We start from the raw sequence: 15,751 nt of genomic DNA, 5'->3' as shown, positions 1-15,751 counted from the left end.
GTCCGGTACGCGAATTCCACGCTCCGGTACGCGAACTCCACCTTCGCGCCCATAGGCCTCCCGGGCGCGAAGGTGGAACTCGCGTGCACGAGCGTGGAACTCGCGTGCACGAAGGTGGGACTCGCGGGTCAATCCTCCTCGGTCTCGGCGGCGATCTTGCCCGCGCGGACGGCGGCGACCAGTTCGGCGTGGTCGGCCTCGGTCTGGTCGGCGTAGCGCACCGCGTACCGGCCGACGGCCTCGTCCATGTCCTCGTCCTCGTCGAAGTACCCGGCCAGCAGGCGCGGGTCGATCGACCGGGCGTGTGCGCGGGCGAGCAGGGCGCCTGCCAGGCGGCCGTAGTCGTCGAGGTGGTCGCCGCGCAGCGCGGTCGGGTCGATGTCGCCCTTCATGTTGCGGAACTGCCGCACGATGAAGTCCCTGCCGTCGATCGTGGTCCAGCCGAGCAGGATGTCGGTCTCGGCCTGCACCAGCCGCGCGCCGTGCACGATCCGCTTGCCCTCGTGCTCGGCCCGCGGCACGGCCAGGTGCGGCTCCAGCGACGACGGCCGCGCCTCCTTGACCTGCAGCACCAGCGACTCGTCGCCGTTGCCGCGCAGCAGCGCCACGTAGCTGCGCAACCCGACGCTGCCCGTCCCGACCACGCGGAACGCGACGTCGGCGACGCCGTAGCGGGTGATCAGGTTGCGCCGCGACTCCCGCAGCGTGTCCACATAGGACACCAGGCCCTCGGTGACCGCCTCGGCCACCGCCGGTTCGACGTAGCTGAGCACCGGCGGGTCCTCGACGAACCGGCCGTCGCGGGTCCACTTCGCCACCACCTTGGCGCTGGTGTTCTTACGCGCCTTCGACGCCGCCCGCTCGAAGTCGTCGATCAGCTCGTCGGCCTTCACCCTGCCCAGCGCGGCGGCGTTGGGCAACGCGTTCCACGACTGCAGGAACGGCAACCCGGCCAGCGTGCGCACGGTACGGCGATAGGACTTCACCACGTCCTCGGCCGCCTCCAGGCAGCCCGCCTCGGACACCCCGCCCTCGCGCCCGGCCAGTACCAGGCTGGCAGCCAGCCGCTTGAGGTCCCACTCCCACGGACCGGGCACGGTCTCGTCGAAGTCGTTGATGTCCATGACGATCTCGCCGTCGGGCGTGCCGTACAGCCCGAAGTTGGCCGCGTGCGCGTCGCCGCAGATCTGCGCGAGCAGGCCGCTGGCCGGCGCGTCGGCCAGGTCGGCGGCCATCAGCCCGGCGGCGCCGCGGAAGAACGCGAACGGCGAGACCAGCATGCGGCCCATCCGCAGCGGCACCAGCGACGGCACCCGGCCGGCGTTGCTGGCCTCGATGAAGTCCAGCACCGCCGGCCGTCCGGCTCCGGCCGCCTCGTGGTCGTGCGCCGTCGGCGGGGTGGCGTCACGCAGCGCCCTGCCTCGTTCATGCACCTCACGCGGGTCGGTGACCCTGCGCAGGCTACTGGCGTCGTGACTGGCGGCCTCGGTCATGCCGGGGAGTCTTACACAACCCCCTAGGCCCCGGTGATCACCTCGGCCAGCGCGTCGACCCCGCGGTCCAGCTCCTCGGCGGTGACCACCAGCGGCGGCGCGATCCGCAGCGTGTTGTCGTGGGTCTCCTTGCACAGCACCCCGCGCGTGGCCAGCGCCTCCGAGGCCTGCCTGCCGGTGAGGCGGCCCGGCGCGATGTCGACACCGGCCCACAGGCCGCGGCCGCGGACCTCGGCCAGCCCGTGGCCGACCAGTTCGCCCAGCCGGGCGTGCAGGTGCCTGCCCAGCGTCGCCGAGCGCTCCTGGAACTCGCCGGTGGCCAGCAGCGAGATCACCGCGCGGCCGACCGCGCAGGCCAGCGGGTTGCCCCCGAACGTCGAGCCGTGCTCGCCGGGCCGCAGCACGCCGAGCACGTCGCGGCGGCCGACCACCGCCGACACCGGCATGATCCCGCCGCCGAGCGCCTTGCCCAGCGTGTACAGGTCGGCCCGGACGCCCTCGTGGTCCAGCGCGAACAGCGTGCCGGTGCGGGCCAGGCCGGACTGGATCTCGTCGGCGATCAGCAGCGCGCCCGCCTCGTCACACAGCTGCCGGGCCCGCGCCAGGTAGCCCTCCGGCGGCACGACCACGCCCGCCTCGCCCTGCACCGGCTCCAGCAGCACCGCGGCGGTGCGCTCGGTGATGGCGTCGGCCAGCGCGTCGGCGTCGCCGTACTTGACCGTGACAAAACCCGGGGTGAACGGCCCGAAATCGGCGCGGGCCGTCTCGTCGGTCGAGAACGACACGATCGTGGTAGTGCGGCCGTGGAAGTTGGACCCGGCGACGACGATCTGCGCCTGCCCGTCCGGGATGCCCTTGACCTGGTAGGCCCACTTGCGCGCGACCTTGACCGCCGACTCGACCGCCTCGGCGCCGGAGTTCATCGGCAGCACCAGCTCGGTGCCGGTCAGCTCGGCCAGCTCCCGGCAGAACAGCCCGAGCTGGTCGTGGTGGAACGCCCGCGAGGTCAGGGTGACCCTGCCCAGCTGCTCGACGGCGGCGGCGACCAGCGCGGGATGGCGGTGGCCGAAGTTCAGCGCCGAGTAGCCGGCGAGGAAGTCGAGGTAGCGCTTGCCGGTGACGTCGGTCACCCAGGCGCCCTCCGCCTCGGCGATCACGACCGGCAGCGGGTGGTAGTTGTGCGTGCTCCACTGCTCGTCGAGCGCGATGTAGTCGGTGGTTCCGGCGGCGAACGTGGTCATGCGTTCAGGCTAAGGGGTCCGAGGCGGTGAGTTCAGCCGGGTTTCGTTGCTCAAACCCGCCGTTCGTTGCGTACTTGACGGTGTTTACCGAACGATTGTTGTGTGGCCCGGTCGTGTGACAGAGTGCCTGCGTGACCGACGACGTCTCCTTCCTCCGGCAGCAGGCCCGTACCCAGCGCTTCACCCTCGGCGCACCCAAGGAGTTCCGGGTCTCGCCGGACGGATCCCGGGTGCTGTTCCTGCGTGCGGAGTCCGGTGTGGATCGCCGGCACAGCCTCTGGTCGCTGGACCTGGCCACCGGCTCCGAGTCGAAGATCGTCGACGCCGCCGAGCTGCTGCCCGGCGAGGAGGTCCTGCCGCCGGAGGAGCGCGCCCGGCGCGAGCGCAGCCGGGAGACCTCCGGCGGCGTGGTCGGCTACTCGGTCGACGCCGGCTTCGGGCTGGCGACGTTCACCCTGTCCGGCCGCCTGCACACCGTCGACCTGGCGACCGGCGAGATCGCGACGCTGGTCGACGGCGCCGTCGTCGACCCGCGGCCCAATCCGCAGGGCACCCACGTGGCCTACGTCCGCGACGGCGCGCTGCACGTCGTCGAGCCGGGCGGCGCCGACCGCGTGCTCGCCGACGATCCCGCGCCGGAGGTCACCTGGGGGCTGGCCGAGTTCGTCGCCGCCGAGGAGATGAGCCGCGCCCGCGGGTACTGGTGGTCGCCGGACGGCCGGTGGCTGCTCGCCGAACGGGCCGACACCACCGGCGTCCCGCGCTGGCACATCGCCGATCCGGCCAACCCGGGCGCGGAGGTCAACACCGTCGCCTACCCGGCGGCGGGGGAGTCCAACGTGGACGTCTCGCTGGCACTGCTCGGGCTGGACGGCAGCCGGACCGACATCCCGCTCGACGAGGAGTATCTGGTCGCTGTGCACTGGTCGGCAGGCGGGCCGCCGCTGCTCACCGTGCAGTCCCGCGACCAGCGGACCACCCGCGTGCTGTCGCTGGACGTGGCGACCGGCGAGCTGTCGGTCCTGCACACCGAGACCGACCCGCACTGGGTGGAGATCACCCAGGGCGTCCCCGCGTGGACGGCCGACGGCAGGCTGGTCTGGGTCAGCGCCGCCGACGGCAGCTACCGGCTGATCGTCGACGGCGAGCCGGTCACGCCACCCGGGCTGCAGGTGCGGTCGGTGCTCGACGTCGGCGCGGAGATCCTGTTCAGCGCCTCCGAGACAGACCCGACCCAGATCCACGTCTTCCGCACCGCGGGCGGCGGCGTGCAGCGGCTGTCCACATCGGACGGCGTGCACGTCGGTGCCGGGACCAGTGAGGTCACCGTGCTGTCGTCGTGGAGCCTGGCGCACAGCGGGCCGGAGGTGGCCGTGCTGCGTGACGGCGAGCCGGTGGCCACCGTCGGTTCGCACACCGTCGACCCCGGCCTGGTACCCGAACCCGAGTGGCTCACGCTCGGCGAACGCGGGCTGCGCGCGGCACTGCTGCTGCCGTCCGGGCACGTCGCCGGGCAGAAGCTGCCGGTGCTGCTCGACCCCTACGGCGGACCGCACGCGCAGCGGGTGCTGCACAGCCGCAACGCGTTCCTGACCTCCCAGTGGCTGGCCGACCAGGGCTTCGCCGTGCTGGTGGCCGACGGCCGCGGCACGCCGGGCCGCGGTCCCGGCTGGGAGAAGGAGATCGCGGGCGGCCGGCTCGCCGAGGTCACGCTCGCCGACCAGGTCGACGCCCTGCACGCGGCCGCGCGGCAGTACCCGGATCTGGACCTGCGCCGGGTGGCCATCCGCGGCTGGTCCTACGGCGGGTACCTGTCGGCGCTGGCGGTGCTGCGGCGGCCCGACGTCTTCCACGCCGCCGTCGCCGGAGCGCCGGTGACCGACTGGACGCTGTACGACACCCACTACACCGAGCGCTACCTGGGCACCCCGGCCGGGCAGCCGGACGCCTACCGGGACAACTCGCTGCTCGCCGACGCCGCGAAGCTGGAGCGGGCGCTGCTGATCATCCACGGGCTGGCCGACGACAACGTGTTCGTCGCGCACGCCCTGCGGCTGTCCTCGGAGCTGCTGGCCGCGGGCCGGGCACACGTGTTCCTGCCGCTGGCCGGTGCGACACACATGACGCCGCAGGCCGAGGAGGTCGCGGAGAACATGATGCGGATGCAGGTCGACTGGCTGACACGCGAACTGGAGCGCTCGGCATGACACGTTGGGGAATCACGATCCCGTTCACCGGGATGCCGCTGGCCGCGCACCGCGAGCTGGTGGAGGAACTGCCGGACCTGGGCTACACCGACGTCTGGTCGGCCGAGACCGCGGGCACCGACGCGTTCTCCCCGCTGCTGCTGGCCTCGCAGTGGGCACCGCAGCTGCGGCTGGGCACGGCGATCGTCCCGGTGTACACCCGCGGGCCGGGACTGCTGGCGATGAGCGCGGCGACGCTGGCCGAGTGCGCGCCGGGCCGGTTCGTGCTCGGCATCGGCACGTCGTCGCCGGTGATCGTCCAGGGTTGGAACGCCGCCGAGTTCGCCGAGCCGTTCGGCCGCACCCGCGACACCCTGCGGTTTCTGCGGGCCGCACTGGCCGGGCAGAAGGTGACCGAGGACTACCCGACCTTCTCCGTCAGCAAGTTCCGGCTGGAGCGCCCGCCGGAGCAGGCGCCGCCGATCATGCTCGCCGCGCTGCGGCCGGGCATGCTGAAGCTGGCCGCGCGCGAGGCCGACGGCGCCATCACCAACTGGCTCTCGCCTGCCGACGTGCGCACGGTCCGCTCGGTCATCGGGCCGGATCTGGAACTGGCCGCCCGGATCTTCGTCTGTCCCACCGAGGACGCCGAGTCGGCGCGGGCGCTGGGGCGGCTGCTGATCAGCAGCTACCTGACCGTGCCGGTGTACGCCGAGTTCCACAACTGGCTGGGCCGCGAGGAGGTGCTCGCGCCGATGCACGCGCTGTGGGCGGCGGGGGACCGCAAGGCGGCCAACGAGGTCATCCCCGACGAGGTCGTCGACGACCTGATCGTGCACGGCAGCCCGGCCGCCTGCCGGGAGAAGATCCAGTCCTATGTGGACAACGGGCTGACGACGCCGGTGATCGCGCTGCTGCCCACCGGCGACGACCCGGCCGAGCAGGTCCGCGCCCTGGCCCCGCGGCGCTGACGGGGCCGCTTCGCCGAAGTTCCCCAATGCCACATTGGGGAACTTGAAGTACCCCAATGCCACATTGGGGGAGCGACGGAAGCCGCATTGGCGACGCCGACGGGCGGTCAGTCGACGTCGGGGAAGGCGGTCCAGCGCACGTGCATGCGCCGGGCCTCGTCCTCGCCGTCCGGCGCGTGCTCCGAGATCTCCAGATAGCGGGTGAGCAGCGCCAGGTAGTCGTCGAAGAACTGCTTCGCCTGCTCCAGGGTCAGCTTCACCTCGCCGCGGGAGAACAGCAGCGCGTCGCCCCACGGGCCGAGCTGGTCGCGCTGCCGCTCGAAGCGCGCCAGCGCTGCCTCGTCCTCGTCGACGCTGACCCGCTCCAGCGCGTCGAACGCCGCCCGCAGGTCCGGGTCCATCCGGCTGCGCGGCGGGAACCGCAGGTCGTGCGGCACCGCCTGCCACCACCGTTCCCGGCCGCGCCCCCGCTCGGGGTCCTCGGCGACCAGTCCGTGCTCGGCCAGCTGCCGCAGGTGGTAGCTGGTCGCCCCGGTGTTCTCGCCGAGCGCCTTCGCCAGGTCGGTCGCGGTCGCCGGCCCGTCCCGGTGCAGTAACCGGAGCAACTGCCTGCGCAACGGATGGCGTAACGCCCTCAGGGTCGCGGGATCGGTGATTTCTCGGGGTTTTCCCTGATCCGTCACCCGTCCAACTCTAGCAGAGTTATGTGCACAATATTTTGCACAAAGCTTTGCAAAGGAGTACGCATGCTCGCCATCCGGATCGGGCTGGTGGCCGCCGTCGCGGTCGTGGCCACAGCGGTGCCCGCCCAGGCACAACAACCACTCAGAGAGGTGGAACTCGGCGTCACCACGAGCGACGGGCAGGTCCTGCCCGCCACCCTGCGGCTGCCGCCCGGCGCGACCGGCCCGGCGCCGGCGATCGTGCTCGTGCACGGCGCCGGACCCGGGCCGCGCGAGGACTACCGGGCCGAGGCGGAGGCGTTCGCCAGGAAGGGGATCGCCACACTGGCCTACGACAAGCGGACCGACGGCTACTCGATGGTCCAGCGGGACTACGCCCAGCTCGCCGGCGACGCCGTCGCGGCTGCGGGCGTGCTGCGCGGGCGCCCGGAGATCCAGCGTGACGGCATCGGCTTCCTCGGCATCAGCGAGGGCGGCTGGGTCGCCCCGATGGCCGCGACCAGGGACCCGGACGCGGCCTTCGTCATCACCGTGGGCGCCAGCGGCGTCTCCCCGCTACGTCAGCAGAGCTGGGCCGAGGCGGTCAAGGCCGAACACGGCGGCCTCGACGGCTCGATCGTCGACGCGTTCTCCCGCACCCTCTACCGGCTGATCTCCGGCCTGGGCATGTTCCCCGAGGCCTACCACGATCCCGCCCCGGCCCTGCGGGCGCTGACCGTGCCGGTGCTCGGGATCTGGGGAGCCAAGGACATCCAGTGCCCGCCGGTGGAAAGCGCCGCGGCGTTCCGGTCGCTACTGGCCGCCAGCTACACGCTGCGGACGTTCGACGGCGCCGAGCACGCCCTGCGCACCACCACCGACGGCTACGACCGGGGCCCGGACCTGGCACCCGGCTACCCGGAACTGGTCGCCTCCTGGGTCGGCGACGTCGCCGCCGGCCACACGCCCCCGACGTCGGCCGAGGGCACCGGCCTGCAGACCAGGACCAGCGTCGAGGTGCCGCCACTGGCCTGGTACGAGTCGGTGCCCGTGCAGATCGCGGCGCTGCTGCTGATGCTCGCCGGCTTCCTCGGCTTCGCGTTGTCCGCGCTGTGGCGCCGGGCCGGCTCGCCGTGGCCGGCGTGGGTGCTGGCGGCGACCGGAACCGTCGCGGCGCTGGGTGCGCCGGTCTACCTCGGCTGGCTGCAGTTCACCGCGGGCGGGACACCCACCACCAACGGAACCATCGACGCCGCGCCGCTGCTGGCCGGCAGGCCGCTGGTCTGGCTGGGGCTGCAGGCGTTGGCCGTGATCGCGGTGGCATCCGGTGTCGCCACGGCTGTTCTGCTGCACCGCCGCGGCACCGGCGGTCGCGTCCGGCACGGCCTGCTGCTGGCCGCGGGCGCGGTGTTCGCGGTGTGGGCGTTCCACTGGGGTCTGTTGCTGCCCTGACCGCACTCCCAAGATGGGAGGGACGGACGGTGTCCGTAGTGTGTCAAAGGGTAGGCATACCTAAGAAGGAGTCGGTGTTGGGCGAACCGAACGGAACGGACACCTCGGGGGTCACGGCGGGGCTGGCCGGGCACGACCGGCTGGCCGAGCTGGTCCCGGTGGCACTGGCCGGGCTGGCGGCGGGGACGGCGGAACGGGGCGGCGCCGCCCCGGCGGGCGGCCCCGCCGCCGTCGCCGCCCAGCTGGCCGCGGCGCTGCCGGACGGGCTGCTGCCCGCCGAGGGGGTCGGCGAGCGGGCAGCGTTGTCCGAGCTGAGCACGCTGCTCGCCGCCGGGTCGGTCGACCCGGCCCAGCCGTGGTGCGCCGCGCACCTGCACTGCCCGCCGCTCGCGGTCGCCGTGGCCGCCGACGTCGTCGCCGGCGCGCTGAACCCGTCGATGGACTCGTGGGACCAGGCTCCGGTCGCCAGCGAGCTGGAACGGGCGCTCACCACCGCCGTCGCCGGGCTGTGTTACCCCGGCGCGCCCGGCGCCGACGCGGTGGTGACCAGCGGTGGCACCGAGTCCAACCTGGTCGGGCTGCTGCTGGCCCGCGAGCACGCCGGGCCCGGACTGCGGGTGGTGCGCGGTGCCAACGCCCACCACAGCGTCGCCAGGGCCGCCTGGCTGCTCGGCCTGCCCGCGCCGGTGGTCGTCGGCTGCGAGCGGGACCGCATGGTCCCGTCCGCGCTCGCCGCGTGTCTGTCCGAAGTGGATGGTCCGGCCGTGGTGGTCGCCACGGCCGGTACCACCAACACCGGCGCCGTCGACCCGCTGCGGGACCTGGCGCGGGTGTGCCGCGAGCACGGCGCGCAGCTGCACGTCGACGCCGCCTACGGCGGGCCGGCCGTGTGTGAGCCCACGCTGGCCGGTCTGCTCGACGGCATGGGCGAGGCCGACTCGGTGGCACTGGACCTGCACAAGTTCGGCTGGCAGCCCATCTCGGCCGGGCTGCTGGCCTGCCGCGACCCGCGCAGGCTGGACGCGCTGACCGTGCGGGCCGACTACCTCAACGCCGCCGACGACACCGAGGCCGGCCTGCCCGACCTGCTCGGCCGGTCGATCCGCACCTCCCGGCGGCCGGACGCCTTCCGCATGGCGGTCACGTTCCGCGCGCTGGGCGTGCGGGGGATGGGGGAGCTGGTGCGCCGGTGCTGCGCCACGGCCGCCGAGGTGGCCGCGGCCGTCGCCGCGCACCCCGCGCTGCGGCTGTGGGGTGAGCCCGCGCTGTCGACGGTGGTGTTCCGCCCGGCGGTCGGGGCCACCGCGGACGAGCTGGTCGCCACCGCCCGGCGCACGCTGCTGGAGTCCGGTACGGCGGTCGTCGGGCGGGCCGCGCTGCCCACCGGCCCGGACGGCGCGGACGAGCTGTGGCTCAAGCTCACCCTGCTGCACCCGCACGCCACGGCCGCGGACTACCTGCCGCTGCTCGACGTCATCGCCGCCGCGGCGGCACCCGTGGGTGAGCAGGTGCCCTCGTGAGCCAGGCGACGCTCGACCTGGCCGGCGTCGGCATCGGGCCGTTCAACCTGTCGCTGGCGGCGCTGGCCGCCCCGGTCGAGGGGCTGACCGCGGAGTTCTTCGAGCGGCGCGACGAGTTCCGCTGGCACCCCGGGCTGCTGATCGAGGGCACCACGCTGCAGGTGCCGTTCCTCGCCGACCTGGTGTCCCTGGTCGACCCGACCAGCCCGCTGTCGTTCCTGAACTACCTGCGCGACCGCGGCAGGCTGTTCCCGTTCTACTTCGCCGAGCGTTTCCACATCCCGCGCACGGAGTACGACGACTACGGCAGGTGGGCGAGCACCCGGCTGCCCAGCTGCCGGTTCGCGCACGAGGTCGACGAGATCGGCTGGAGCTTTCCCGACGAGGCGTTCGAACTGACCTTCACCGGCGGGCGCCGGGTGCTGGCCCGCAACGTCGTGCTGGGCGTCGGCACCGCGCCGGTCATCCCGGAGGCGCTGCGGGAGGTGGTGGCCGACCCGGACGTGCCAGCCGTCCACTCGGCGGACTACCTGGAACTGCGGGACCGGCTGATCGCGGCGCCGACGGTCACCGTGGTCGGCTCGGGCCAGTCCGGCGCCGAGGTGTTCCTCGACCTGCTGCGGGCCCGGCCCACCACCGCGGGGCTGCGCTGGGTGGCCCGTACGCCGTCGTTCGCGCCGATGGAGTACTCGAAGCTGGGCCTGGAACAGTTCACGCCGGACTACACCGACTTCTTCTTCGGCCTGTCCGAGCAGACCAGGGACTGGCTGGTGCCCAGCCAGTGGCAGCTGTACAAGGGCATCGACGCCGAGACCATCGCGGCCATCCACGACGAGCTGTACCGCCGCTCGATCGGCGGCGGCTGGCCCAAGGTGGTCATGACACCGGGCGCCGAGGTGCTCGCCGCCCGCCTGGCCGACGGCGCGATCGCACTGGACCTGCACCACTCCCAGCAGCGCGCGACGGTGACCGTGCGCACCGACGCCGTGGTCGCCGCCACCGGGTACGCCGAGACCAGCGCGCACCTGCTCGACCCGCTGGCCGAGGTGCTGCACCGGGACCGCAGCGGCAGGCTCACCGTCGACCGGCAGTACCGGCTGGGACTGCCCGCTGAGATCACCGGGTCGCTGTTCGTGCAGAACGCCGAGCGGCACACCCACGGTGTCGGCGCGCCGGACCTGGGGCTGGCGGCGTGGCGGTCGGCGTCGATCCTCAACACCGTGTGCGGCCGCACCGTCTACGATCTTCCCGACCGCACCGCGTTCACCACGTTCGGACTGGCAACGTCATCGGAGGACGAGTGACCATAGTGGACAGTACCGACGGGCCCGGCCCCGCCGAGGCCTGGCGGGCGGCGGGCAGCCTGATCACCTGCAAGATGCTCGGCGAGCTGTCCTACGAGGGGCTGCTGCGCCCGGAGCCGGCCGGCCCGGAGGAGCCGGGACGCCACCGCGGCTGGCGGCTGTCCCTGCCGGAGCGGGTGACCTACGAGTTCGAGGCCAGGCGCGGCGCGTTCGACACCTGGACGGTGCGGCCGGGCAGCGCCGTCCGCCGGGCGGGCGACGGCGAGCCGGTCCCGGCCGACGACCCGCGCACGCTCGTCGTCGACGCCAGGCGGCCGCTGTCGCTGACCGGCGCGCGGCTGGCCGACGTGCTGTCCGAGCTGACCGCGACGGTGACCAACGAGGCCGCCCGGATCGCCACCGCGCCCACCGCCGCACATTTGTCCACAGTGGACTACAACTTCGCCGAGGGGCACCTCACCGGTCACCCGAGGCTGGTGCTGAACAAGGGCCGGGTCGGCTTCTCCGCGGCCGACCGCGAGCGTTACGCGCCGGAGTCGGGTGCCGACGTCGTGCTGCGCTGGTTCGCCGTGCACCGCGACCACGCCGAGTTCCGGTGCGTGCCCGAGCTGAGCGAGCAGGTCCTGCTCGCCGAGGAGCTGGACCAGGCCACCCGGGACGAGTTCACCGCGGTCGTGGCCGAGGTCGGCGATCCCGCCGACTACCTGTGGGTGCCGGTGCACCCGTGGCAGGCCGACGAGATCGTCGGCACGCTCTACGCCGCCGAACTGGCCCGGGGCACCGTGATCGACCTCGGCGACTCGTTCGACCACTACCGTCCACACCAGACGGTGCGGACGCTGGCCAACGTCAGCAGGCCGGACCGCAGGGACGTCAAGACGGCCGTCTCCGTGCGCAACACGCTGGTCTACCGGGGGCTGGCGTCGGCGGCGACGCTGGCCGGGCCCGGCGTGACCACCTGGCTGCGGCAGATCAGCGACGCCGACCCGCTGCTGACCAAGGAGTACCGCTTCGAACTGCTCGGCGAGGTCGCCAGCGTGTCGGTGCGTCACCCGTTGTTCGGCGCGATCAAGGAGCTGCCCTACCGGTTCCACGAGACGCTGGGCGCGCTGTGGCGCGAGCCGCTGACGGCCCGGCTGGCCGAGGGGGAGCGGGCGCTGTCGTTCGCAGCGCTGCCCTACCGGGGACCGGACGGCCGGTCGGTGCTCACCGAGCTGATCGAGTCCTCGGGGCTGGGGCCGCGGCGCTGGTGTGCCTCGGTGTTCGACCTGCTGCTGACGCCGCTGCTGCAGTGGCTGCTGCGCTACGGCGTCGGGTTCTGCCCGCACGGCCAGAACCTGATCCTCGTCCTCGACCGGGCCGGGGCGCCGTCGCGGGTGCTGATCAAGGACTTCGCGCAGGGCGTCGACCTGCTCGACGAGGACGTCGAGTGTTACCGGACACTGCCGCCGGACGCCGCCGCGGACATGCTGCGCTGGCCGCCGCACCTGCTGGCGCAGTCGCTGTTCAGCTCGGTGTTCTCCGGTCAGCTGCGGTTCTGGGCGGAGATCCTGTTCGACGAGCAGGGGTTCGAGCGGGCGGAGTTCTGGGCGCTGGTGCGTGAGGTCGTCACCCGGTTCCGGGAGGCCAACCCCGACCTGGCGCGGCGGTTCGACGCCTGCCTGCTGTTCGCGCCGGACGTCGAGCGGGTCACGCTGAACCGGGAACACCTGGCGGGTGGCGGGTTCGACAAGGTGGACCGGGACGACGAGTTCGACGTGCGCTGGGGCCGCGCGCCCAACCCGCTGCACGCGCCCGACCCCGGCGGGGCGTGGTGACGGCGGTCCGCCCGCTCGGACCCCGTACGCTCGCCGACCGCGCCGCGCTGGCCGCGCGGGCCGAGCCGGAGCTGCGGCGGGTGCTGGCCGAGGGGGAGGCCGGCCGGGTGCTGCTGCTGGTGCCCGATCCGCACGCGCGGTTCGCCGCGGTGGAGCTGGGTGCCCGGTTCGTGCTCGACGAGGTGCTCTCCGCCGGCTACGGGCTCTGCAGCTACGTTTTCGCGTGGGACCCGCACCGCGACGTCCCGGCCTCGGTGCCGGACGGTCCGCTGGCGCGGTACGTCACCGGCTTCGGCGACGTGCGGATGCTGCCGGACCTGGCCACGGTCACCCGGCTGCCGGACCGCACGGTCGCCGTGGTCTGCGACGTGGAGTGGCCCGGCGGCGGGGCCGTCGCGGCCGCGCCACGCACGGCGCTGACGGCGGCGCTGGCAGCGCTGGAACGGCACGGCCTGGTGCCCTCGGCGGGGATCGAGCACGAGGTGACGTTCACCGACGCCGCCGGCACCCCGCTGACCGGGCAGCCGGTGGACTACGCCGTCGGCGGCACCGAGCCGGTCCGGGCGCTGACCCGGGAGCTGGCCGGGGTGCTCGACGCGGCCGGGCTGGAGGTCGAGTCGGCGCGGGCGGAGTGCCACCCCGGGCAGTTCGAGAGCGTGCTGCGCCACCGCGACCCGCTGGCGGCCTGCGACGACGCGATGCTGCAGCAGCTGCTCGTGCGCGAGGCCGCGGCCCGGCACGGGGTGCGGGCGAGCTACCTCGCCGCGCAGGACACCGGCCTGGGCAGTTCCTGTCACGTGCACCTCTCGCTGTCCACAATGGACGGCTCGCGGGCCGGGATGGAGGCGTTCCTCGCCGGTGTGCTGCGCGACGCGGCCGCGCTGACCGCGGTCTGGGCGCCGACCTGGAACAGCTACGTCCGGCTGCGGACCGCGCCGTTCTCCCCCCGGGTGCTGCGCTGGGGTACCGACGACCGGACCGCCGCGGTGCGCCTGGCCGGGCGGGACGGCGCGCGGCGTCTGGAGTTCCGCTTCGCCGGCGCCGACGCGCAACCGCACCTGGTGGTGGCCGCGTTGCTGGCGGCGGGGCTGGCCGGGATCGACGACGGGCTGTCGCCGCCGCCGGAGGGCGAGGTCACCGGCGAGCTGGCGGCCACGCCGTGGCGGGCGCTGGAGCTGCTGCGCCACGGCAGGCTCGCCGGGCTGCTGGGGGAGGAGGTGGCCGCGCAGCAGGAGGCGTTGCTGGCGGCCGAGATTGACGCCGGCCTGGCCGCGGTGACCGACTGGCAGCGTTCCCGGGGCGCGTTGCGTTCCTGACCAAGCACGTGAAGGCCACCTTCATCACGTCTCACGTAATGAAGGTGGCCTTCACGTGCTGTGCCGGTCAGCTGGTGCGGGCCTTGCGGAACGCCGACCGGGACCAGAGGTAGCCGGCCAGGGCGAGCACGGCGCACCAGCCCAACGCCAGCCAGCCACTGGCGCCGATGCCGGTGCCGGTCAGCAGCCCGCGCAGGGTGTCGATCACCGAGGTGAACGGCTGATTGTCGGTGAACCAGCGCACGCCCGCGGGCATCGTGCCCGGCGGTGCGAACGCACTGCTGACGAACGGCAGGAACGTCAGCGGGAACGCGGCGAAGCTGGCGCCGGTGACGGTCTTGGCCGCCAGCCCCAGCGCGACCGTCAGCCAGGTGACGGCGTAGCACACCAGCGCCAGCAGCCCGGCCACCGCGAGCCACTCGGTGAACGTCGCGTTCGGGCGCAGGCCCATCAGCAGCATGACGCCGAGGATGAGCGCCGCGCAGGCCACCGACCGCACGACGTTGGTCACCACGTGCCCGGTCAGCACCGACGTGCGGGCGATCGCCATGGTGCGCAACCGGTTGATGATGCCCTTCTCCATGTCCTCGGCCACGCCGATGGCCACCGATCCGGCGCCCTGGCACAGTCCCATCATCAGGATTCCCGGTGCGATGTAGGCCAGGTAGTCGGTGCCGACGTTGACCGCGCCGCCGATGACGTAGACGAACAGCAGCAGCATGATGATGGGGAAGGCCAGCGCGCCGAACAGCGTCACCGGGTTGCGCAGGGTGTGGCGCATGTTGCGCCCCACCATCGTTTTCGAGTCGTGCAGGGTCGCGGCGAGCGTGGTCATGAGCGGGCTTCCTTCACGGTCTGCGGGTGCCCGGTGAGGGCGAAGAAGACGTCGTCGAGGTCGGGGGTGTGGATGGACAGGCCGTCGACCTTGAGCGCGTGGTCGTCGAGCAGGTTGAGCAGCGAACGCAGGGCCGGCACGTCGCCGTCGCCGGGCACCTGCAGGCTCAGTGCCTCGTCATCACGCAGGCTGGTCTCCAGCAGGCGGGCGGCCCGATCCAGGTCGTCGCCGCTGGTGAACTGCAGCCGGACGTGGCCGCCGGGGATCATCCGCTTGAGTTGCGCGGCCGTGCCCTCGGCGACGAGCTTGCCGCCGTCGAGCACCGCGATCCGGTCCGCCAGCTCGTCGGCTTCCTCCAGGTACTGCGTGGTGAGGAAGATCGTGACGTTCTCGGTGTCCACCAGGTCGCGGATGATCTGCCACATGGTGTGCCTGCTGCGTGGGTCCAGACCGGTGGTCGGCTCGTCGAGGAAGATGATCCTCGGCCGGCCGACCAGGGTCATCGCCAGGTCGAGCCGTCGCTTCATGCCGCCGGAGAACGTCACGGGCGTCTTCTGCGCGACGCCGGCCAGGTCGAACCGGGCGAGCAGGTCGGCGGCCCGCCGCCTGCCCTCGGCCCTGCCGAGCCGGTGCAGGTCGGCCATCAGCAGCAGGTTCTCCTCGGCGGTCAGCAGGTCGTCGACGGCGGAGAACTGGCCGGTGACGCCGATCGCCGAGCGGACGCCGTCCGGGTCGCGTGCCAGGTCGTGCCCGCCGACCGTGACCTCGCCGGCGTCCGGCGTGACCAAAGTGGATAGAATGTGGACGGTGGTGGTCTTGCCGGCGCCGTTCGGGCCGAGCAGTGAGAAGATGGTGCCTGCCCGGACGTCGAGGTCGACGCCGTCGAGCACTACCTTGTCCCCGAATGCCTTGCGCAGTCCGGAGACCGCGATCGCGGTGCTGGTCATGTGGATT

At 73.1% G+C, this 15,751-nt stretch carries 12 protein-coding genes; 7 read left to right on the top strand and 5 right to left on the bottom strand.

Translation table 11 applies throughout. The features are described from left to right. Nucleotides 1–128: 128 nt before the first annotated feature. The gene (locus tag EWH70_RS23390; protein ID WP_130477649.1) at nt 129–1,493 is read right to left on the bottom strand and encodes a DUF2252 domain-containing protein; all 1,365 of its coding nucleotides are present in this window, start codon (nt 1,491–1,493) and stop codon (nt 129–131) included. A 23-nt stretch (nt 1,494–1,516) separates the two neighbouring features. Further along, nucleotides 1,517–2,734: an ornithine--oxo-acid transaminase gene (gene rocD, locus EWH70_RS23385; protein WP_130477648.1), complete on the bottom strand. Its 1,218-nt coding sequence runs from the start codon at nt 2,732–2,734 to the stop codon at nt 1,517–1,519. Between the two features lie 131 nt (nt 2,735–2,865). On the opposite strand from rocD, the gene EWH70_RS23380 reads away from it, so the two are divergent. Together EWH70_RS23380 and EWH70_RS23375 are read left to right on the top strand one after the other, a co-directional pair. After that, entirely contained in the window at nt 2,866–4,941 is a 2,076-nt protein-coding gene (locus EWH70_RS23380; protein ID WP_130477647.1) for a S9 family peptidase, read from the top strand. Further along, nucleotides 4,938–5,891: an LLM class F420-dependent oxidoreductase gene (locus tag EWH70_RS23375; protein ID WP_130477646.1), complete on the top strand. Its 954-nt coding sequence runs from the start codon at nt 4,938–4,940 to the stop codon at nt 5,889–5,891. The genes EWH70_RS23380 and EWH70_RS23375 overlap by 4 nt, the downstream gene beginning before the upstream one ends. Before the next feature lie 107 nt (nt 5,892–5,998). Here the strand turns inward: EWH70_RS23375 and EWH70_RS23370 are convergent, their stop codons facing one another. Next, nucleotides 5,999–6,574, bottom strand: a complete 576-nt coding sequence (locus EWH70_RS23370) for a helix-turn-helix domain-containing protein (protein ID WP_130477645.1) — start codon at nt 6,572–6,574, stop codon at nt 5,999–6,001. Between the two features lie 63 nt (nt 6,575–6,637). Here EWH70_RS23370 and EWH70_RS23365 point away from each other — a divergent pair, with 63 nt between their 5' ends. The 5 genes from EWH70_RS23365 to EWH70_RS23345 all read left to right on the top strand — a co-directional run bounded on the left by EWH70_RS23365 (nt 6,638) and on the right by EWH70_RS23345 (nt 13,962). Beyond that, complete coding sequence (locus EWH70_RS23365) at nt 6,638–8,005, top strand: alpha/beta hydrolase family protein (protein ID WP_240687170.1); 1,368 nt, start codon at nt 6,638–6,640, stop codon at nt 8,003–8,005. Between the two features lie 74 nt (nt 8,006–8,079). Continuing rightward, nucleotides 8,080–9,525 (top strand): pyridoxal phosphate-dependent decarboxylase family protein, encoded by a 1,446-nt coding sequence (locus EWH70_RS23360; RefSeq protein ID WP_420809088.1) that lies wholly within the window; start codon nt 8,080–8,082, stop codon nt 9,523–9,525. Then, nucleotides 9,522–10,829, top strand: a complete 1,308-nt coding sequence (locus EWH70_RS23355) for a lysine N(6)-hydroxylase/L-ornithine N(5)-oxygenase family protein (protein ID WP_130477643.1) — start codon at nt 9,522–9,524, stop codon at nt 10,827–10,829. Before EWH70_RS23360 ends, EWH70_RS23355 begins: the two co-directional genes overlap by 4 nt. Nucleotides 10,830–10,903: 74 nt before the next feature. After that, nucleotides 10,904–12,646: an IucA/IucC family protein gene (locus tag EWH70_RS23350; RefSeq protein ID WP_130477844.1), complete on the top strand. Its 1,743-nt coding sequence runs from the start codon at nt 10,904–10,906 to the stop codon at nt 12,644–12,646. After that, on the top strand, nt 12,643–13,962 hold the full coding sequence (locus EWH70_RS23345; RefSeq protein WP_420809087.1) for a type I glutamate--ammonia ligase: 1,320 nt from the start codon (nt 12,643–12,645) through the stop codon (nt 13,960–13,962). The genes EWH70_RS23350 and EWH70_RS23345 overlap by 4 nt, the downstream gene beginning before the upstream one ends. Before the next feature lie 67 nt (nt 13,963–14,029). Here EWH70_RS23345 and EWH70_RS23340 read toward each other — a convergent pair whose 3' ends face one another. Further along, on the bottom strand, nt 14,030–14,797 hold the full coding sequence (locus tag EWH70_RS23340; protein WP_130477641.1) for an ABC transporter permease: 768 nt from the start codon (nt 14,795–14,797) through the stop codon (nt 14,030–14,032). Continuing rightward, on the bottom strand, nt 14,794–15,744 hold the full coding sequence (locus tag EWH70_RS23335) for an ATP-binding cassette domain-containing protein (protein ID WP_130477640.1): 951 nt from the start codon (nt 15,742–15,744) through the stop codon (nt 14,794–14,796). The genes EWH70_RS23340 and EWH70_RS23335 overlap by 4 nt, the downstream gene beginning before the upstream one ends. Nucleotides 15,745–15,751 lie beyond the last annotated feature (7 nt).

It is taken from the genome of Amycolatopsis suaedae (assembly GCF_004214935.1).
Lineage (GTDB): Bacteria > Actinomycetota > Actinomycetes > Mycobacteriales > Pseudonocardiaceae > Amycolatopsis > Amycolatopsis suaedae.
Note: the sequence above shows the minus strand (reverse complement) of the source record. Positions and strands in the feature narration are given on the sequence as shown.